Raw genomic sequence first — 16,395 nt, 5'->3', positions numbered from 1 at the left:
TAGCGGAACCCCTGGCAGCGACCGTGGTCTACCAGCGCCAAACCTGCTGCTCTCGAGGGCTTCCCTCCAGGAGCCGTGATGCATGAAAGAACAATATTCTCCGGCCTGATCGCCAGCCCTTGTCCGGCTTGGCAGTGTGACCCATGCGCTTGCTGATTCTCGAACGTGACCACGCTCTCTATGCCGCGCTGCTGATGGCGGCCGACCCCAGCCTGAAGGTGGTGGCGGGGGACGATCCCCTGCAGCTCATCGACGCCGCCAGCGAGTGCTCGATCTGGCTCGGCCAGCCCGACCTGGTGGCGCAGATGCTGCGACAGGGCGTGCATCCGGTCTGGGTGCAGTCGACCTGGGCGGGCATCACGCCGCTGCTGGCCGCCGACCTGCCGAAGGACTACAGCCTGACACGCGCGGTAGGCATCTTCGGCCAGGTGATGAGCGAATACCTGCTGACCTACATGCTCGCCCACGAGCGCCAGTTCCTCGGTCGCCTGGCCAGCCAGGTCGGTTCGCAATGGGATAGCCGCACGCCTGGCGGGTTGCGTGGCCGGCAGGTGGTGATCGTGGGCACCGGGGAGATCGGCCAGGCGGTGGCGCATACCCTGTCCGGCTTCGGCATGGACCTGACCGGGGTGGCGAAGAATCCGCGTTCGCTGGTGCCGTTCAACCGCATGGGGTCGCTCGACGACCTCGGTCGCCTGGTGGAGACGGCCGACTACCTGATCAACCTGCTGCCCGACACCCCCGATACCCACGACATCTACGACCGTGCGCTGTTCGCCCGGCTCAAGCCCACGGCGCTGTTTATCAATGCCGGGCGTGGTGTCGCGGTGGTGGACGCCGACCTGGTGGCGGCACTGGAGAACAACCAACTGGCCGGCGCGGTGATCGACGTCTGCCGCGAAGAGCCGCTGCCGGCCAACCACCTGTTCTGGCATACCCCGCGCCTCTTGCTGACCGGGCACACCGCCGCGCCGACCCTGCCGGGGGCGATGGTCGAACTGTTCCGCGACAACCTCGCGCGCTTCTGGGCGGGTACCGCCATGCGCGGCGAGGTGGACTTCGCTCGCGGCTACTGAGCCGCGTTCCCTCAGGCGGCGAGCGGGAGCAGCGGGTTCACCTCGACGGTGATGTGCACCAGTTCCTCATGCTCGGCCAGGCGGCGCTTGAAATAGTCGGCGCTGCCTTCCTCGGTGGTCAGCAGACTCAGCAGGCAGGCGTACTTGCCCTGGCCGACCTGCCACAGGTGCAGGTCGAGCAGTTCCGCCGGCAGCGGGCTGCTGGCGATCGCCGCGCGGATTTCCGCAGCCACCGGCGCGTCCATCTGCGCATCCAGCAATACCCGGCTGCTCTGCCGGATCAGGCCGCATGCCCAGACACTGACCAGTACCGCGCCGACGATACCCATCAGCGGGTCCAGCCAGGCCGCGTTCCACAGCAGGCCGCCGGCCAGCGCGACGATCGCCAGCAGCGAGGTGGCGGCATCCGCCAGCACGTGCAGGTAGGCGGCGCGCAGATTCAGATCGTGCCGGTGGGCATGATGGTCGTGGTGGTGGTGGTGGTGGTGGTGGTGGTGGTGCGAGTGGCCGTGCCCGTGGTGGGCATGGCCGTCGCGCAGCAGCCAGGCGCAGGCGAGATTGACCAGCAGGCCGAGCGCGGCGACCAGCATCGCCTGCTGGTAGTGGATCGGGCTGGGGTCGAGCAGGCGTTCGACCGATTGGTAGAGCATCAGCCCGGCCACCAGCAGAAGCAGCAGGGCGCTGGTGTAGCTGCCGAGCACCTCGATCTTCCACGTACCGAAGCTGAAGCGCGGGTCGTTGGCATAGCGCCGCGCGGCGCCGTAGGCGAGTACCGCAAGACCCAGGGCCAGGGCATGGGAGCTCATGTGCCAGCCGTCGGCGAGCAGGGCCATGGAGTTGAACAGCCAGCCGCCGGCGATTTCCGCGACCATCATGCAGGCGGTGAGCAATACCGCCCAGCGCGTGTTGCGCTCGGCCAGCGGGTTGCCCTGGTCGAACCGATGGGAATGGCGCAGGGGCTGGGTAGTCGGGGTGCCGGGCATTTGCTACTGTCCTGTCGAGACGTCGAAAATATACTATACCCCAGTATATTACCTTGAGGAGAGAGCGGTGGCCCATACCATCCATGGGAAGAAGAAGCTCCTGGCGCGGGTGCGCCGCATCGCCGGGCAGACCCGGGCGCTGGAGCAGGCGCTGGAAGAGGGCAGCGAATGCGCGGCGGTGCTGCAACAGATCGCGGCGATCCGCGGTGCGGTGAACGGCCTGATGAACGAAGTGCTGGAGGGGCACATCCGCGAACACCTCGGCGCCGAGCAGGCGAGCGCGGAGCAGCGTCGCGAAGACCTGGAACTGGTGGTGACCGCGCTGCGTTCCTACCTGAAGTAGCCATGTGCCGGCCGGTGCTTGGCCTGGAGGGGGCGGGGGACTAGACTATCGCGCCTTTTCACCAGCCCCCGATGCCATGGCCGCCAAAGTCGAACCCTTCTGGAAACGCAAGACCCTCGCCCAACTCGACCAGGACGAGTGGGAGTCGCTGTGCGACGGTTGCGGCCTGTGCTGCCTGCAGAAGCTCGAGGACGAGGACGACGGCAGCGTCTACTACACGCGTATCGCCTGCAAGCTGCTCGACCTGCAAAGCTGCCGCTGCACCAACTACGCCGAGCGCATCCGTTTCGTCCCCGACTGTATCCAGCTCACCCCGGCGCAGGCCGACGAGTTCCAGTGGTTGCCGCCGACCTGCGGCTATCGCCTGGTTGCCGAAGGCAAGGACCTGCCGCTCTGGCACCACCTGGTCTGCGGCGACCCGGAGCGGGTCCACAAGGAACGCATTTCCCAGTCCGGGCGCATGCTCAGCGAGACCCAGGTGGCCGAGGACGACTGGGAGGACTACCTGATCTTCCGCGCCGGCTGAGCTCGCGTCCGTCGCACTTCCTTACCTTGTGAAATGATATGTATTATCATTCGCATATTTGCAAGGGACTTCCGTATCCGACGGAAGCGGGGAGGCGAGGTGTTGCAGCGGGTCAACGGCGCGGGGGGCGCCGCCGGAGGATGCACGGATGGATGAGCGCTTCCGTGGTTCCGTCTCGCATGCCTATCAGGCGTTCCATGGCGAGTTGCTGCGCTTCCTGCGCAAGCACCTGGGCAGTTCGGCGGACGCCGCCGACCTCGCCCAGGATACTTTCGCCCAGTGGCTGAAATGGCCGGGCCGGCAATCGGTCGAGCAGCCGCGCGCATTTCTTTTCCAGATCGCCCGCAACCTGTTGCGCGACCATTGGCGCCGGCAGCAGAGCCGCGGCCAGGATCTCGACCGGCCGGCGGCGAACGACGAACCCGCCGCGCTGGAAGGCGAGGCGGCCGGGCCGGGCGAGCGTTTCGAACAGCAGCAGCGTCTCAGCCACCTGGCGGCCGCGCTGGCCGAGCTGCCGCCGCGGCGGCGCGAAGCGTTCGTCCTGCACAAGTTCGACGGCCTGTCCCAGGTCGAAGTGGCCGAGCGCATGGGAATCTCCCTGAGCATGGTGGAAAAGCACATCGCCAGCGCCTTGCTGCACTGCAAGCGGCGGCTTGGCCAGGGAGGCGAAGGATGAAGCCGCTGGAACGACTGGAACCGCTGTTCGCAGACGAAACCGAAGAGGACATCGATCACCGCGCCGCCTACTGGTTCAGCCGGCGTCGTTCCGGGCATTTCAGCGCTGCCTGCCGGGCCGAGCTGGAGGATTGGCTACGCGCCGATCCGCGCCATCGCGAAGCGCTCGAGGGCATGGAGCGGCTCTGGCGCGAATTCGACGGCCTGCCGCGCCCGGCGCTGGACGATATTCCCGAGCCGGTGCCGGCCTGGCGCCTGCCCCGGGCGCTGGCGGCGGCGTTCTTCGTGTTCTGCGCGCTGCTCGTCGCCACCCTGTTCTGGCGCGACCAGTCGCTCGGACCGAACCTCGCCTACGGCACGGCACCTGGCGAGCAGCGCGAGGTGGTCCTGGCGGACGGATCGAAGCTGTTCCTCGACGTCGATACCCAGGTGCAGGTGCGTTACGCCGAGCGCACCCGCGACGTGCTGTTGAAGAAAGGCGAGGTGTTCTTCGTGGTCAGCCACGATCCGGCCCGGCCTTTCCGGGTCGGCAGCGGCGACAGCCGGGTCACCGTACTCGGTACCCAGTTCAGCGTCCGGCGCAACGCGCAGGCCCTCGCCGTGGCGGTGAAACAGGGGCGCGTGGCGTTGCAGCCGTCCCTGGAGAAGGATGCCGAACATGTGCTGCTGGCTGGCGACAGCGCGCGCCTGGACCTCGCCGAGCAGCGCCTGGAACTCGGCCATGTGGCGCCGGAGCAGGTCGCCAGTTGGCGCGATGGGCAACTGGTGTTCCGCGACAAGCCGCTGGGCGAACTGGTGGAGGAACTGTCGCGCTATCGCGCCGCGCCGATCCGCCTGGGAGATCCCCGGCTTGCCGGCAAGCGGGTCTCCGGTACGGTGCGGATCGCCCGCCCCGACGATTTTCTCCTCGCCCTGCCGGCGCTATTGCCGGTGCGGGTGCAGCCGCAGGCTGGTGGCGAGGTGCTGATCCTGGCGCGCTGAGGCGCGTCGTCAGCATTAATGAAAATATTTTTCATTCGCATATGTGGGTTTTTCTCCCTGCTGCGTCTTCTCTGCTGTCCGTCGCCGCTGCCGGCGACATCCAGCAGTCACTTGGGGAGAGTTCCAGCATGACCTTGCCTTTCACCCGCGCCGCCTGGCGCCCGCTGTGTTCCGCCGCCGTGCTCGGCGCCGCGTTGTGGGCCGCCGGCGCCAGCGCTGCCGAACGACGCTTCGACCTGCCGGCGCAGCCGCTGGCCGCCTCGCTGTCGCGCCTGGCGCAGCAGGCGCAGGTCCAGGTGCTGTTCGACGAGTCGCTCCTGCGGGGCCTGCGCGCTCCGGCGCTGAGCGGCAGCTACGGGGTGCGCGAGGCGCTGGAGCGGTTGCTGGTCGGTTCCGAGCTGGAGCTGGTGGAGGCGGGCGGCGGCTACGTGGTGCGCCGGCGCCAGGTCGACGCCTACAGCGACAACGCGCTGCAACTGGACGCGCAGACCATCGTCGGCAACGGTCGCGAAGTGGACGCCAGCAACGTCGGCCGTTCGACCCTGACCCGGCGGGATATCGAACGCCAGCAGGCGGACAACATCCCCAGCCTGCTGCAGACCCTGCCCGGAGTGACCATGGGCGGCTCGCCCAAGCCGGGCGGACAGACCACCAACATCTGGGGCCTGGGCGACGCCGAGGACGTGCCCTATACCCTGGACGGCGCGCAGAAGAGCGGCTTCGAGCGCTACCAGCAGGGCACCGTGTTCATCGAACCGGAAATGATCAAGCGCATCGAGGTGGAGAAGGGACCGCACTCGGTGTTCACCGGCAATGGCGGCTTCGGCGGCACCGTGCACATGGAGACCAAGGACGCGCCGGACCTGCTGCGCGAAGGCCGCGACGTCGGCGCCATGCTCAAGTACGGCTATCACTCCAACGACCAGCAGAAGATCTACTCCGGCGCCGTGTTCGGTCGCAGCGAAGACCGCCGCGTCGATGCCCTGCTCTATCTCAACGGTCGCGACGGCCGCGACATGAAGCTGGCCGACAACCTGCCGCTGTCGCCCACCGACTACCCGATCAACCCCAAGCGCCTGCCCAACAGCGCCCAGGACGAGAAGACCGGCCTGTTCAAGCTCAACCTGCACCCCACCGAGGAGCACGACCTGGGTTTCACCTACCTGCGCTCGAAAAGCTCGCGCTGGACGCCGTTCTCCGCCAGCAGCTACCCGACCCCGCCGAGCCAGTGGACCATCGACCGCTACGGCTACGAGCTGGGCCTGACCCGCCTGCTGGCCCACCGCGATACCACCGACACCACCTGGACCGGCAAGTACAACTACCATCCGCTGGACAACCCCTGGATCGACCTGCAACTGAGCTATTCCGACGCCCGCACCGAGCAACTCGACCGTCGCGAGGACACCGCCTTCTACCAGCTCGCCACCGGTGGCAAGCGGATGCGTACCGAGTACCAGGACAAGGTCCTGGAACTGCGCAACACCAGCCGTTTCGATACCGGAGCGCTACAGCACGAGCTGACCCTGGGCGCGGCGCTGCACAAGCACAAGCGCGACATCCTCATGCACATGCCGGGCAAGACCTACGAGACCCCGCGCTACAATTACGGCTGGCTGCAACCGGCATTCATGCCGGCCGGCAAGCAGGACACGCAGAGCTTCTACATCCAGGACGCGATCACCTACGGCAGCCTGACCGTCACCCCATCGATGCGCTTCGACAGCGTGCGCAACGACGGCCAGGCCAACCTGGCGCCGATCTACGACAATCCCAAGCTCGGCCATGACTATCGCGCCCAGACCTACTCCGGCTGGTCGCCGCGGCTGTCGGTGTTCTGGACCGCGACGCCGAACCTGGCGTTCTTCGCCGACTACACCGAGACCTGGCGAGCGCCGGTGATCGACGAGCAGTACGAAGTGCAGAACAGTTCGACCATCGGTGGCAGCAGCCGCGACCTGGACGCCGAGCGCATCCATGCGATCCGTGGCGGCAGCGTGATCAACCTGCCGGACCTGCTGGTCGCCGGCGACAGCCTGCAGATCCGCACCACGTTGTTCCAGAACCGCATCAAGGACGAGATATTCCGCACTCGCAGCGTCGGCTGCCGCCAGCAGTCGATCGACAACGGCAGTATCGGTGGTAGCTGCGGCGACATGCTGCCGCTGAGCAACTACCGCAACCTGCCGGGCCTGACCATCAAGGGCTTCGAGATCGAGAGCTTCTACGACAGCCAGCGGCTGTTCGGCAGCCTGTCCTACTCGTGGATGACCGGCAAGCACGATGGGGCCTACAGCAATCCCTGGGGACCGAACGTGTGGGCGCGCGACATTCCGCCGCCGAAGTGGGTGGCCATGCTCGGCCTGAAGGTTCCGGAATGGGATGCCAAGCTCGGCTGGCAGGGCGAGTTCGTGCGCAAGACCGACCGCCTGCCCAGCGATCGCTACAGCGGCGGGATGGGTACCGGTTCCGGCGATATCTACTGGGATCACGCGGCCAACGACAGCTACGACACTCATCGGCTGTTCGCCGAGTGGGTCCCGGCCAAGCTGGGCCTGAAGGACACCCGCATCGACTTCACCGTGGACAACCTGTTCAACCGCTCCTATCGCCAGCCGCTGGGCGGCGACCTGGTCTACAGCCAGGGACGCAACGCCAAGATCAGCGTCACCCAGTTCTTCTGAGGGGCGTCAGCGCACCGAACCGATGCGCCGGGTGTCCTCGGCATACCAGACGGCGAACACCCGGCCGACCAGGTCGGCGCGCGGTACGTAGCCCCAGTAGCGGCTGTCGTTGGAGTTGTCGCGGTTGTCGCCGAGCATGAAGTATTGGCCGGCGGGGACGGTCCGCTCGGCCATGCGCAGGGATTCCGGCTGGCGCAGCGCCTGTTGCGCCAGGTAGGGCTCCGTCACCGGGCGCTCATTGACGTAGAGCCGGCCGCCATCGATCCGCACGCGATCGCCGGGTATCCCGGCGATGCGCTTCACATAGGCGATGCTGCGCTGCGGCGGGAAGCGGAACACCACCAGGTCGCCGACCTGCGGGTCGGCGAAGGCGTAGCGCGCGGCGTTGGCGAGGATGAAGTCGCCCTGTTGCAAGGTCGGTTCCATCGAGCGCGAAGGGATCTTGTACAGCGCCACGCCGAGGAGCCGTGCGCGCGGGTCGAGACTGGCGGTGCCGAACGGATTCGCCAGGTAGACGGCCAGCATGATCGCGGCGAGCAGGCCCATGGCGGGCCAGAAGCGTCGTTTCACGAAGGTTCCCTTTTTCGTGGCGGAAGGCCGGCGTCGCCGGCCCCCGCGGTGGTCATACCAGGCCGAGGACCTTGAGCAGGAAGGCGTATTCCAGCGCCACGTCCTTCAGCCCCTGGTAGCGGCCGCTCATGCCGCCGTGGCCGGCGCCGAGGTCGGTCTTGAGCAGCAGCAGGTTGGCGTCGGTCCTGGTCGCCCGCAGTTTCGCCACCCACTTGGCGGCTTCCCAGTACTGCACGCGGCTGTCGTTGTAGCCGGCGACCACCAGCAGGTGCGGGTAGTCCTGGGCCCTGACGTTCTCGTAGGGCGCGTAGGCGGCGATCCGCGCATGCACCTCGGGCTCCTGCGGGTTGCCCCACTCATCGTATTCGGTGACGGTCAGCGGCAGGTCCGGATTGAGCATGCTGTTCAGCACGTCGACGAACGGCACCTCGGCGATGGCCGCGCCGAACAGTTGCGGGCGCTGGTTGAGCACCGCGCCGATCAACAGCCCGCCGGCGCTGCCGCCGCTGATGGCGAGGCCCTCGGGACGGCAGTAGCCCTCGGCGAGCAGGTGCTCGGCGCAGGCGATGAAGTCGTCGAAGCTGTTCTGCTTGTGTTCCAGCTTGCCGGCCCGGTACCAGGCTTCGCCCAGTTCGCCGCCGCCACGGACATGGGCGATGGCGAAGACGAAGCCGCGTTCGAGCAGGCTCAGGCGGGCGTGGGAGAACCAGGGATCGAGGCTATGCCCGTAGGCGCCGTAGCCATAGAGATAGAGCGGCGCGGGGCGCCCGGCGGCGATGCCGTCGAGGACTTCCTTGCGCGCCACCAGGCTGACCGGCACCTGCGTGCCGTCGCCGCTGCTGGCCCAGATGCGCCGGCTGGCGTAGGCGTCGGCGTCGAATGGGCCTTCCACCGGGGTCTGCTTGAGGACGGTCTGCGTGCCATCGGCGAGGTTCAGCTGGCGTACCTGCGCCGGACGATTCAGGGCCTCGTAGCGCAGTCGCACGCAGGGGCTGTCGAATTCCAGGCTGTCCTGCACGTAGAGGCTGTAGGCGGCGTCCGGCAACTGCACGCGGTAGGCCGGCAGGCCCTGCGGTTGCACCTCGATCACCGGCAGGCCGCCGTCGCGCAGGCCGAGGATCACCGCCTCGGCGTTCAGGCTGACATCTTCCAGGGTCCGCTGCGGGTCGTGGGCCACGCGCAGTTGCCAGTGCTCGCGAGTCGGCCGCGACTCCTCGGCCTGGTAGAGGGCGAAGTTGATCCCCGCCTGGTTGCTGCGGATCAGCCACAGGCCCCGGCCGTCGAGGCGACCGTGGTCGGGGTAGTACTCGTGGCCTTCCTCGCGCGGCGCCAGGCAACGGAACGTTCCCTGCGGCTGGTCGGCGTCGAGCACCCAGGCCTCGCTGGTGGTCTTGCTGTTGAGCAGGAGGATCAGCTGGCGTTCCGAGCTGGAGCGGTAGCAGTGCAGGAAGAAGCGCCCGTCGCCTTCCTCGAACACCAGCTCGGCGCCGGCCTCGCCCAGGCGGTGGCGATAGAGCTTGTGCGGGCGGTGGGTGTCATCCAGTTCACCGAAGAACAGCGTGCGGTTGTCGTTGGCCCAGGTCAGGCTGCCGTCGCAGTCGTCGAAGGGCAGGGCCTGCACCGCGCCGCTGGCGAGGTCCTTGACGAACAGGCGGTAGATCTCGTCGCCGCTGGTGTCCAGGCTGTAGGCCAGCAGGCTCTGGTCGGGGCTGATGCTGAAGGCGCCGAGGGAGAGGAAGCCGCCGTCGGCCAACTGGTTGGGATCGAGCAACAGTTGCTCGGCGCCTTCGTCGACCGCCAGGCTGCCGTCCGCCGGACGCGGGCAGCGGTAGTGGCGCGGGTATTCGTCGCCGGCGGTGGTGCGCTGGTAGTACAGCCACGGACCCCACGGACTGGGCAACGACAGGTCGGTCTCGCGGATGCGTCCCCTGATCTCCTCGAACAGGGTCTCGCGCAACCCGGCCTGGTCGGCCAGTTCGCTATCCAGGTAGGCGTTCTCGGCCTTCAGGTAGTCGAGCACCTCCGGGGCGTCGCGCTCCTCCAGCCAGGCGTAGGGGTCGCTTCCGGCGTCGCGGCGGGCGATGGGGGGCTGCGGATGGGGCATCGGGAATCCTCGTCGATCCGGCCATGCGCGAGGCCGGGAAATCTGAATAAAACTGGCGGCGCGGCGCCCGCCATCGGTGGGTAGGCGCGTCGGCATGCAAAAGCGGCTATCATAAGCCCCCCATCACCGCTATCGCCACGCACGCCGCATGAATGAACAAGACTATCTGATCGCCTGGGGCGCCTACGCCATCGCCGGACTCGGCCTGATGCTGGTGTTCTGGCTGATGACCGGCTGGATGTGGCGCTGGCTGCGCGAACCCCTGCGGCTGATCGTCTTCATCCTGCTGTTCACGCCGACTCCGGTGGACCCGCAGAACGACCTCTACGCCCCGGCCATCGCCATCACCGCGCTGGATGTCGTGTTCAAGGTCGGCAACAACGCCTGGCGCGCGGTCTCTGACCTGGCCCTGGTGGCGCTGCTCGGTTTCGGCCTGTACCTGCTGATCGCCGCCATCCGCTGGCCGCTGGAGCGGGCCTGGAAGAATCGTCGGCATCCGTCGCAGGACGCCGAGGACGAGCCGACCCTGCGGCAGATGATGCAGCCCGAGTTGATGCCGGACGTCGACACCCGCACCGACGAGCACGGCGACCGGCGCATGCGCATCGAGCCGCGCCTGTAGCCTTTCGCGACGAAATCCATTCTTGCGCTACGCCCGGCAGGCGTTCAGCATGAGGCGAGGCCTATGTCGGGATTTCCCATGGATTGCGTGTTCTGCGCCATAGCGGGTGGCCGCGAGCCGGCGCACAGACTCTTCGAGGACGAGCATTTCATCGTCCTGCTGGACATCTTTCCGCTGCGACCGGCGCACGTGCTGATCGTAGCCCGCGAGCACGCCCCGCACCTGAGCGATCTTTCCGCCGCCGCCCGCGACGCCCTCCTGGCGCTCGCCGAGCGTATCGGTCGCGCATTGCGCCGGGCCGGTTTCGGCGTGGAAGGCATCAACCTGTTGCTCAACGATGGCGTGGCGGCCGACCAGCACGTGGCGCACCTGCATCTGCACCTGATTCCCCGGCGTCGCGGCGACCTGCCGCGACTGCTCTGGCGCGCCCTGACCCGTTTCCTGCCGGTCGGTCGCGCGAGCCTGCAGGCGCGTCTGCAGCGGGAACGAGAACTACTACGTACAGCCTTGCTCAGGGAGGTTTGAGCCATGTGTGAACTATTGGGCATGAGCGCCAACGTCCCGACGGACATCGTCTTCAGCTTCACCGGACTGATGCAGCGCGGCGGCGGTACCGGCCCGCACCGCGACGGTTGGGGCATCGCCTTCTACGAAGGACGCGGCGTGCGGCTGTTCCAGGACCCGCTGGCGAGCGTCGATTCGGAGGTGGCGCGGCTGGTGCAGCGCTTCCCGATCAAGAGCGAGACGGTCATCGGGCACATCCGCCAGGCCAACGTCGGCAAGGTCGGGCTGAGCAACACCCACCCCTTCATCCGCGAACTCGGTGGGCGCTACTGGACCTTCGCACACAATGGCCAACTGGCCGACTTCCAGCCCAAGCCCGGTTTCTACCGCCCGGTCGGCGAGACCGACAGCGAGGCGGCCTTCTGCGACCTGCTGAACCGCGTGCGCCGGGCTTTCCCCGAGCCGGTGCCGGTGGAGGTGCTGTTGCCGGTGCTGATCTCGGCCTGTGACGAATATCGCAAGAAAGGTGTGTTCAATGCCCTGATCAGCGACGGCGACTGGCTGTTCACCTTCTGCTCCAGCAAACTCGCCTACATTACCCGCCGTGCGCCATTCGGCCCGGCGCGGTTGAAGGATGCCGACCTGACCGTGGACTTCCATGCGGAAACCACGCCGGACGATGTGGTCACGGTGATCGCCACCGAGCCGCTCACCGACAACGAGAACTGGACCTTGCAGCAGAGCGGCGAGTGGGTCCTCTGGTGGGGCGGCGAGGTGTTGGCCAAGGGGCGGGTCTGAATCGCCGCCGTGAACGAGGAGAGCGCATGTTCCGCAGTTACCTGAGACTGCTGCTGTTCACCCTGGGCCTGCTGCTCGGGGTGCAGGTGCCCGGTTTCATCGACGACTACGCCAAGCGCGTCGACGCCCATCGCCTGGAGGCCGCGCAGAACATCCAGGGCTTCCAGCAGACCGCCGGGCAGTTCTTCAACGGTAGCCTGGAGGAACTGGTCAGGCATTACCGCAGCAACAGCGATCCGGTGTTCCAGCGCGACGGCGAGAACCTCGACCGCCTGATGCGTCGCGCGCGCATGCTCGACGCTGAGTGGCAGGCCATGCAGGGTCCCTGGTACGCCCGCGCCTGGCACATGCTGCGCGCACCGAACCATGAGTTGCTGATGGAAACCTATGCCAGCTACAGCTACCAGGTCCTGCTCAAGCCCGAGGTGATCGCCTGGGGCCTGGGCTGCGCCTTGCTGGTCGCCTGGATCGCCGAGCTGATCGTGTATTCGCTGGCCTCGCTGTTCGGCTTCGGCGAAGACCGCCGCACCCGCGAGCGTCACTGGAGCTGAGGCGCGACTCAGGCCGCCGCCAGTTCCAGGAATGCCCTGATCACCCGTAGGCCGCGGCGCTTCTCCAGGCAGCCGATCAGGTGGCGGTTGGTCAGCTCGGGACCGACCAGCGGCACCGCGCGAACCCGCGGATCGTTGCCGACCTCCAGGGAAGACACCACGCCGACGCCCAGTTCGGCGGCCACCGCTTCGGTCACCGCTTCCCGGCTGTCCAGCTCCAGCAGCACCCGCGGCTGCACGCCCTGCTCGGCACAGGCGCGGTCGAAGGTGCGGCGGGTGATCGAACCGGGTTCGCGCAGCACCATGATCTGCTGGTCGAGCTCTTCCAGCGGTACGCCTTCGTTGCGTTCGCACCAGGGATGCTGGCGAGGCAACAGGGCGCAGATGCGCGAATTCACCAACTCCTCCAGGAACAGCCCGGGACGCGCCTCGACCTCGGTCAGCACGGCGACGTCGACGTGTTCGCTGAGCAGCGCCGCGAGGGTCTCCTGGGCGTTGCCCAGACGCAGGTTGACGGTGATTCCCGGATAGCTCGCGCGCAGCCGGGCGAGCATCGGCATCACCAGGTGCGGGCCGTCGGCGGCGACTTCGAGGCGGCCGGAGACCAATTGTCGATTGGCGTCGAGCAGGGCCTCGGCTTCTTCCTCCAGGGCGAACAGGGTGCGCGTGATCGCCACCAGGCGCGAGCCCTCCTCGGTCAGTTCGATGCGCCGGGCGGTGCGCCGGAACAGGGTGACCTGGTAGTGCTCCTCGAGTGCCTTGATGTGTCCGGTCACCGCCGGTTGGCTGATGCACAGGCGCTCGGCGGCGCGGGTGAAACTGCCTTCGCGGGCGACGGCGTCGAAGGCGCGGAGCTGGAAGAGATTCATGGTATCGGCGTGGCTTATGGCTGGCATCGGAACAAACAATTTGAACGATAGTAGCGCGGCGCTCACCTTATGTCTCCAGGCTTCCCTGGAACCCCGGCGCGGAACGACCGCCCGGACCGCGAAGCCCGATCCGGTTTCTTTGGCCGATTCCCGCAGAGGAAATGAGCATGAGCACTGCCGAACGCGCACCCATCCTGCTGACCCCCGGTCCGCTGACCACCTCCTACCGTACCCGTCGGGCGATGATGGTCGACTGGGGCTCCTGGGACAGCGATTTCAACGAACTCACCGCCAGCGTCTGCCAGCGCCTGCTGAAGATCGTAGGCGGCGAAGGCAGCCACACCTGCGTACCGTTGCAGGGCAGCGGCACCTTCGCCGTGGAAGCGGCGATCGGCACCCTGGTGCCGCGCGACGGCAAGGTCCTGGTGTTGATCAACGGTGCCTACGGCAAGCGCCTGGCGAAGATCTGCGAGGTCCTGCAACGGCCCTTCAGCACCTTCGAGACCGAAGAGAACGTGCCGACCACCGCCGCTGATGTCGAGCGCCTGCTGGCCGCCGATCCGGCGATCAGCCATGTGGCGCTGATCCACTGCGAGACCAGTACCGGCATCCTCAATCCGCTGGAGGCCATCGCCAAGGTCGTCGAGCGTCACGGCAAGCGCCTGATCGTCGATGCCATGAGTTCCTTCGGGGCGATCGGGATCGATGCCCGGACAGTCCCGTTCGACGCCCTGATCGCCGCCTCCGGCAAGTGCCTGGAGGGCGTCCCGGGGATGGGCTTCGTCTTCGCCCGCAGCGCCGCCCTGGAAGCCAGCGCCGGCAACTGCCACTCCCTGGCCATGGACCTGCAGGACCAGCACGCCTACATGCGCAAGACCGGGCAATGGCGCTTCACCCCGCCGACCCATGTGGTCGCCGCCTTGCACGAAGCGCTCAGCCAGTACGAAGAGGAGGGCGGCCTGCCGGCGCGCCAGCGGCGCTACGCGAGCAATTGCGAAACGCTGCTCGGCGAGATGGCCCGGCTCGGTTTCCGCAGCTTCCTGCCGGCGGAAATCCAAGCGCCGATCATCGTTACCTTCCACGCGCCGCGCGATCCGCGCTACCGCTTCGCCGACTTCTACCAACGCGTGCGGGAGAAGGGCTTCATCCTCTATCCGGGCAAGTTGACCCAGGTGGAAACCTTCCGCGTCGGCTGCATCGGCCACGTCGACGCCGCGGAGATGCGGCAGGCGGTCGCCGCCATCGGCGAGGCGCTGCGCGAACTGGAAGTCCTCGAGATCTGAACTGAACGACAACGAGCAGAAAAGGGTTCACGACAATGAATTACAACCAGCCAGCCACCCTCCAGGCCGTCATCCTCGACTGGGCGGGAACCGTGGTCGATTTCGGCTCCTTCGCGCCGACCCAGATCTTCGTCGAGGCCTTCGCCGAATTCGGCGTCCAGGTCAGCCTGGAGGAAGCGCGCGGTCCGATGGGAATGGGCAAGTGGGACCACATCCGCACCCTCTGCGACATCCCGGCGATCGCCGAGCGCTACCGCGCCGTCTTCGGCCGCCTGCCCAGCGACGACGATGTCACCGCCATCTACGAGCGCTTCATGCCGCTGCAGATCGAAAAGATCGCCGAACATTCGGCGCTGATCCCCGGCGCCCTGCAGGCGATCGCCGAACTCCGCGGGATGGGCCTGAAGATCGGTTCCTGTTCCGGCTACCCGGCGGTGGTGATGGAGAAGGTGGTAGCCCTGGCCGAGACCAACGGCTACGTCGCCGACCACGTGGTGGCCACCGACGAAGTGCCCAACGGCCGGCCATGGCCGGCCCAGGCGCTGGCCAACGTGATCGCCCTGGGGATCGACGATGTGGCGGCCTGCGTGAAGGTCGACGACACCTGGCCGGGTATCCTCGAAGGGCGCCGCGCCGGGATGTGGACGGTGGCGCTGACCTGCTCGGGCAATGCCCTGGGCCTCACCTACGAGCAGTACAAGGCGCTGCCGGCGGCCGAACTGGAGCGCGAGCGGACGCGTATCGAACAGATGTTCGAAGGTTCGCGTCCGCACTACCTGATCGAGACCATCGCCGAGCTGCCAGCGGTGGTCCGCGACATCAATGCGCGCCTGGCGCGCGGCGAGATGCCGCAGGGTAACTGAGCCACGTCTGTGCCGAGGCCGCCGCGGGCAATCGCGGCGGCCTCGGTTTTCTAACCGGCGTCCGGGTGCCCCAGGCGAGTCTTGAGGAAGTCGATGAACGCGCGGACCTTCGACGGCAGGTGGCGGGTCGGCGGATAAACGGCATGCACGCCCTGGAGCGGAAACCCGTGGTCCGCCAGCAGGCGTTGCAGTGCGCCGCAGCGCAAGTCGGCCTGCACCAGCCAGTCCGGCAGCACGGCGATACCCAGGCCGTCGAGGGCAAAGGCGCGCAGGGCCGCGGCGTTGTCGGCCAGCAGCATGGGATGGCGCGGTCCGCGGTAGCTGCGCAGGGCGCCGTCGGGGGCGCGTACTTGCCAGGGCAGGGAGTCCGCCAGCCGGCTGTGACCGAGATTCTGCAGGCGCTCCAGACTCTCCAGGTCGGTCGGCGGCGGTTCGCCGAGCGCCGCCAGGCAGGCCGGGCTGGCCACCGCCAGGACCTCGAAGCTGGCCAGTTGCACCGCATGGTGGGTGGAGTCCTCCAGGCGCCCCAGGCGGATGGCGACGTCGAAGCGTTCGCCAATCAGGTCGGCATGCAGCGATGAGGTCGACAATTGTACCTGCAACGCCGGGTGCAGCCGGGCGAATGCCTGCAGGGCCGGCACCAGTTGGCGCAGGCCGTATTCCTGGGTGGTGGTGACGCGCAGGCTGCCACGCAGTTCGCCATGCTCGGCGCGGGCGTCGTCGATGGCCAGGCGCGCCTCGTCGAGCACCTTCACGCAGCGCTGGTAGAAGCGTTCGCCAGCATCGGTCAGGGCCATCCGCCGGGTGCTGCGGCTGAGCAGAGAAACGCCCAGCTCGGCCTCCAGCCGCTTGAGGTTGAAGCTGACTACCGCACGCGTCTGGCCGAGGGTGTCGGCGGCGGCGCTGAGGGAACCGCAGTCGACCACGGCGCGAAAGGTTTCGAAGCGGTCGAGGCTGACCATG

Annotated in this window: 17 protein-coding genes; 12 read left to right on the top strand and 5 right to left on the bottom strand. The window is 67.5% G+C overall.

Translation table 11 applies throughout. The features are described 5' to 3' along the window. Positions 1–143 precede the first annotated feature (143 nt). Positions 144–1,076 (top strand): D-2-hydroxyacid dehydrogenase, encoded by a 933-nt coding sequence (locus LE197_RS15485; RefSeq protein WP_003082652.1) that lies wholly within the window; start codon positions 144–146, stop codon positions 1,074–1,076. 11 nt (positions 1,077–1,087) lie between these two features. On the opposite strand, the gene aitP is transcribed toward LE197_RS15485, so the two are convergent. Then, the gene (gene aitP / locus LE197_RS15480; RefSeq protein ID WP_003082653.1) at positions 1,088–2,059 is read right to left on the bottom strand and encodes a CDF family iron/cobalt efflux transporter AitP; all 972 of its coding nucleotides are present in this window, start codon (positions 2,057–2,059) and stop codon (positions 1,088–1,090) included. 67 nt (positions 2,060–2,126) lie between these two features. Between aitP and LE197_RS15475 the strand changes: the two genes are divergently transcribed. The 5 genes from LE197_RS15475 (at position 2,127) to hxuC (ending at position 7,268) form a co-directional block, all read left to right on the top strand. After that, positions 2,127–2,402 (top strand): metal/formaldehyde-sensitive transcriptional repressor, encoded by a 276-nt coding sequence (locus tag LE197_RS15475; protein ID WP_003082658.1) that lies wholly within the window; start codon positions 2,127–2,129, stop codon positions 2,400–2,402. A 76-nt stretch (positions 2,403–2,478) separates the two neighbouring features. Further along, a complete protein-coding gene (locus tag LE197_RS15470; protein ID WP_003082662.1) occupies positions 2,479–2,928 on the top strand; it encodes a YcgN family cysteine cluster protein in 450 nt (149 codons plus the stop codon). A gap of 148 nt (positions 2,929–3,076) precedes the next feature. Next, positions 3,077–3,604: an RNA polymerase sigma factor gene (locus LE197_RS15465; RefSeq protein ID WP_003082669.1), complete on the top strand. Its 528-nt coding sequence runs from the start codon at positions 3,077–3,079 to the stop codon at positions 3,602–3,604. Continuing rightward, positions 3,601–4,584, top strand: a complete 984-nt coding sequence (locus LE197_RS15460) for a FecR family protein (RefSeq protein WP_003082671.1) — start codon at positions 3,601–3,603, stop codon at positions 4,582–4,584. The genes LE197_RS15465 and LE197_RS15460 overlap by 4 nt, the downstream gene beginning before the upstream one ends. 128 nt (positions 4,585–4,712) lie before the next feature. Continuing rightward, positions 4,713–7,268, top strand: coding sequence for a heme receptor HxuC (gene hxuC / locus LE197_RS15455; RefSeq protein ID WP_003112363.1), 2,556 nt, complete (start codon positions 4,713–4,715; stop codon positions 7,266–7,268). A 6-nt stretch (positions 7,269–7,274) separates the two neighbouring features. Here the strand turns inward: hxuC and lepB are convergent, their stop codons facing one another. Together lepB and LE197_RS15445 are read right to left on the bottom strand one after the other, a co-directional pair. Beyond that, positions 7,275–7,814 (bottom strand): signal peptidase I, encoded by a 540-nt coding sequence (gene lepB, locus LE197_RS15450; protein ID WP_003112364.1) that lies wholly within the window; start codon positions 7,812–7,814, stop codon positions 7,275–7,277. Positions 7,815–7,890: 76 nt separating this feature from the next. Next, a complete protein-coding gene (locus tag LE197_RS15445) occupies positions 7,891–9,942 on the bottom strand; it encodes a S9 family peptidase (protein ID WP_003112365.1) in 2,052 nt (683 codons plus the stop codon). 148 nt (positions 9,943–10,090) lie between these two features. Between LE197_RS15445 and LE197_RS15440 the strand changes: the two genes are divergently transcribed. The 4 genes from LE197_RS15440 to LE197_RS15425 all read left to right on the top strand — a co-directional run bounded on the left by LE197_RS15440 (position 10,091) and on the right by LE197_RS15425 (position 12,417). Then, the gene (locus tag LE197_RS15440; RefSeq protein ID WP_003086834.1) at positions 10,091–10,564 is read left to right on the top strand and encodes a hypothetical protein; all 474 of its coding nucleotides are present in this window, start codon (positions 10,091–10,093) and stop codon (positions 10,562–10,564) included. Positions 10,565–10,627: 63 nt separating this feature from the next. Further along, entirely contained in the window at positions 10,628–11,089 is a 462-nt protein-coding gene (locus LE197_RS15435) for an HIT family protein (protein ID WP_003163458.1), read from the top strand. Positions 11,090–11,092: 3 nt separating this feature from the next. Beyond that, positions 11,093–11,866: a class II glutamine amidotransferase gene (locus LE197_RS15430; protein WP_003082680.1), complete on the top strand. Its 774-nt coding sequence runs from the start codon at positions 11,093–11,095 to the stop codon at positions 11,864–11,866. A gap of 26 nt (positions 11,867–11,892) precedes the next feature. Beyond that, positions 11,893–12,417 carry a DUF2937 family protein gene (locus LE197_RS15425; protein WP_003082681.1) on the top strand — a complete coding sequence of 175 codons (525 nt, stop codon included), beginning with the start codon at positions 11,893–11,895 and terminating at the stop codon, positions 12,415–12,417. Positions 12,418–12,425: 8 nt separating this feature from the next. Here the strand turns inward: LE197_RS15425 and LE197_RS15420 are convergent, their stop codons facing one another. Continuing rightward, complete coding sequence (locus LE197_RS15420; RefSeq protein WP_023109038.1) at positions 12,426–13,286, bottom strand: LysR substrate-binding domain-containing protein; 861 nt, start codon at positions 13,284–13,286, stop codon at positions 12,426–12,428. Positions 13,287–13,453: 167 nt separating this feature from the next. On the opposite strand from LE197_RS15420, the gene phnW reads away from it, so the two are divergent. Together phnW and phnX are read left to right on the top strand one after the other, a co-directional pair. Continuing rightward, entirely contained in the window at positions 13,454–14,569 is a 1,116-nt protein-coding gene (phnW, locus tag LE197_RS15415; protein ID WP_015503246.1) for a 2-aminoethylphosphonate--pyruvate transaminase, read from the top strand. A 35-nt stretch (positions 14,570–14,604) separates the two neighbouring features. Further along, positions 14,605–15,432, top strand: a complete 828-nt coding sequence (phnX, locus tag LE197_RS15410; RefSeq protein WP_016263745.1) for a phosphonoacetaldehyde hydrolase — start codon at positions 14,605–14,607, stop codon at positions 15,430–15,432. 50 nt (positions 15,433–15,482) lie between these two features. Here phnX and LE197_RS15405 read toward each other — a convergent pair whose 3' ends face one another. Then, positions 15,483–16,394 (bottom strand): LysR family transcriptional regulator, encoded by a 912-nt coding sequence (locus tag LE197_RS15405; protein WP_003082689.1) that lies wholly within the window; start codon positions 16,392–16,394, stop codon positions 15,483–15,485. Between the last annotated feature and the right edge of the window lies 1 nt (position 16,395).

This window comes from Pseudomonas sp. PS1(2021) (genome assembly GCF_020405165.1).
Classification (GTDB): Bacteria; Pseudomonadota; Gammaproteobacteria; order Pseudomonadales; family Pseudomonadaceae; genus Pseudomonas; species Pseudomonas aeruginosa.
Note: the sequence above shows the minus strand (reverse complement) of the source record. Positions and strands in the feature narration are given on the sequence as shown.

Coding starts and splice junctions, on each gene's coding strand:
- LE197_RS15485 (WP_003082652.1), top strand. CDS start 144: ATGCGCTTGCTGATTCTCGAACGTGACCACGCTCTCTATGCCGCGCTG.
- aitP (WP_003082653.1), bottom strand. CDS start 2,059: ATGCCCGGCACCCCGACTACCCAGCCCCTGCGCCATTCCCATCGGTTC.
- LE197_RS15470 (WP_003082662.1), top strand. CDS start 2,479: ATGGCCGCCAAAGTCGAACCCTTCTGGAAACGCAAGACCCTCGCCCAA.
- LE197_RS15465 (WP_003082669.1), top strand. CDS start 3,077: ATGGATGAGCGCTTCCGTGGTTCCGTCTCGCATGCCTATCAGGCGTTC.
- LE197_RS15460 (WP_003082671.1), top strand. CDS start 3,601: ATGAAGCCGCTGGAACGACTGGAACCGCTGTTCGCAGACGAAACCGAA.
- hxuC (WP_003112363.1), top strand. CDS start 4,713: ATGACCTTGCCTTTCACCCGCGCCGCCTGGCGCCCGCTGTGTTCCGCC.
- lepB (WP_003112364.1), bottom strand. CDS start 7,814: ATGGGCCTGCTCGCCGCGATCATGCTGGCCGTCTACCTGGCGAATCCG.
- LE197_RS15445 (WP_003112365.1), bottom strand. CDS start 9,942: ATGCCCCATCCGCAGCCCCCCATCGCCCGCCGCGACGCCGGAAGCGAC.
- LE197_RS15440 (WP_003086834.1), top strand. CDS start 10,091: ATGAATGAACAAGACTATCTGATCGCCTGGGGCGCCTACGCCATCGCC.
- LE197_RS15435 (WP_003163458.1), top strand. CDS start 10,628: ATGTCGGGATTTCCCATGGATTGCGTGTTCTGCGCCATAGCGGGTGGC.
- LE197_RS15430 (WP_003082680.1), top strand. CDS start 11,093: ATGTGTGAACTATTGGGCATGAGCGCCAACGTCCCGACGGACATCGTC.
- LE197_RS15425 (WP_003082681.1), top strand. CDS start 11,893: ATGTTCCGCAGTTACCTGAGACTGCTGCTGTTCACCCTGGGCCTGCTG.
- LE197_RS15420 (WP_023109038.1), bottom strand. CDS start 13,286: ATGAATCTCTTCCAGCTCCGCGCCTTCGACGCCGTCGCCCGCGAAGGC.
- phnW (WP_015503246.1), top strand. CDS start 13,454: ATGAGCACTGCCGAACGCGCACCCATCCTGCTGACCCCCGGTCCGCTG.
- phnX (WP_016263745.1), top strand. CDS start 14,605: ATGAATTACAACCAGCCAGCCACCCTCCAGGCCGTCATCCTCGACTGG.
- LE197_RS15405 (WP_003082689.1), bottom strand. CDS start 16,394: ATGGTCAGCCTCGACCGCTTCGAAACCTTTCGCGCCGTGGTCGACTGC.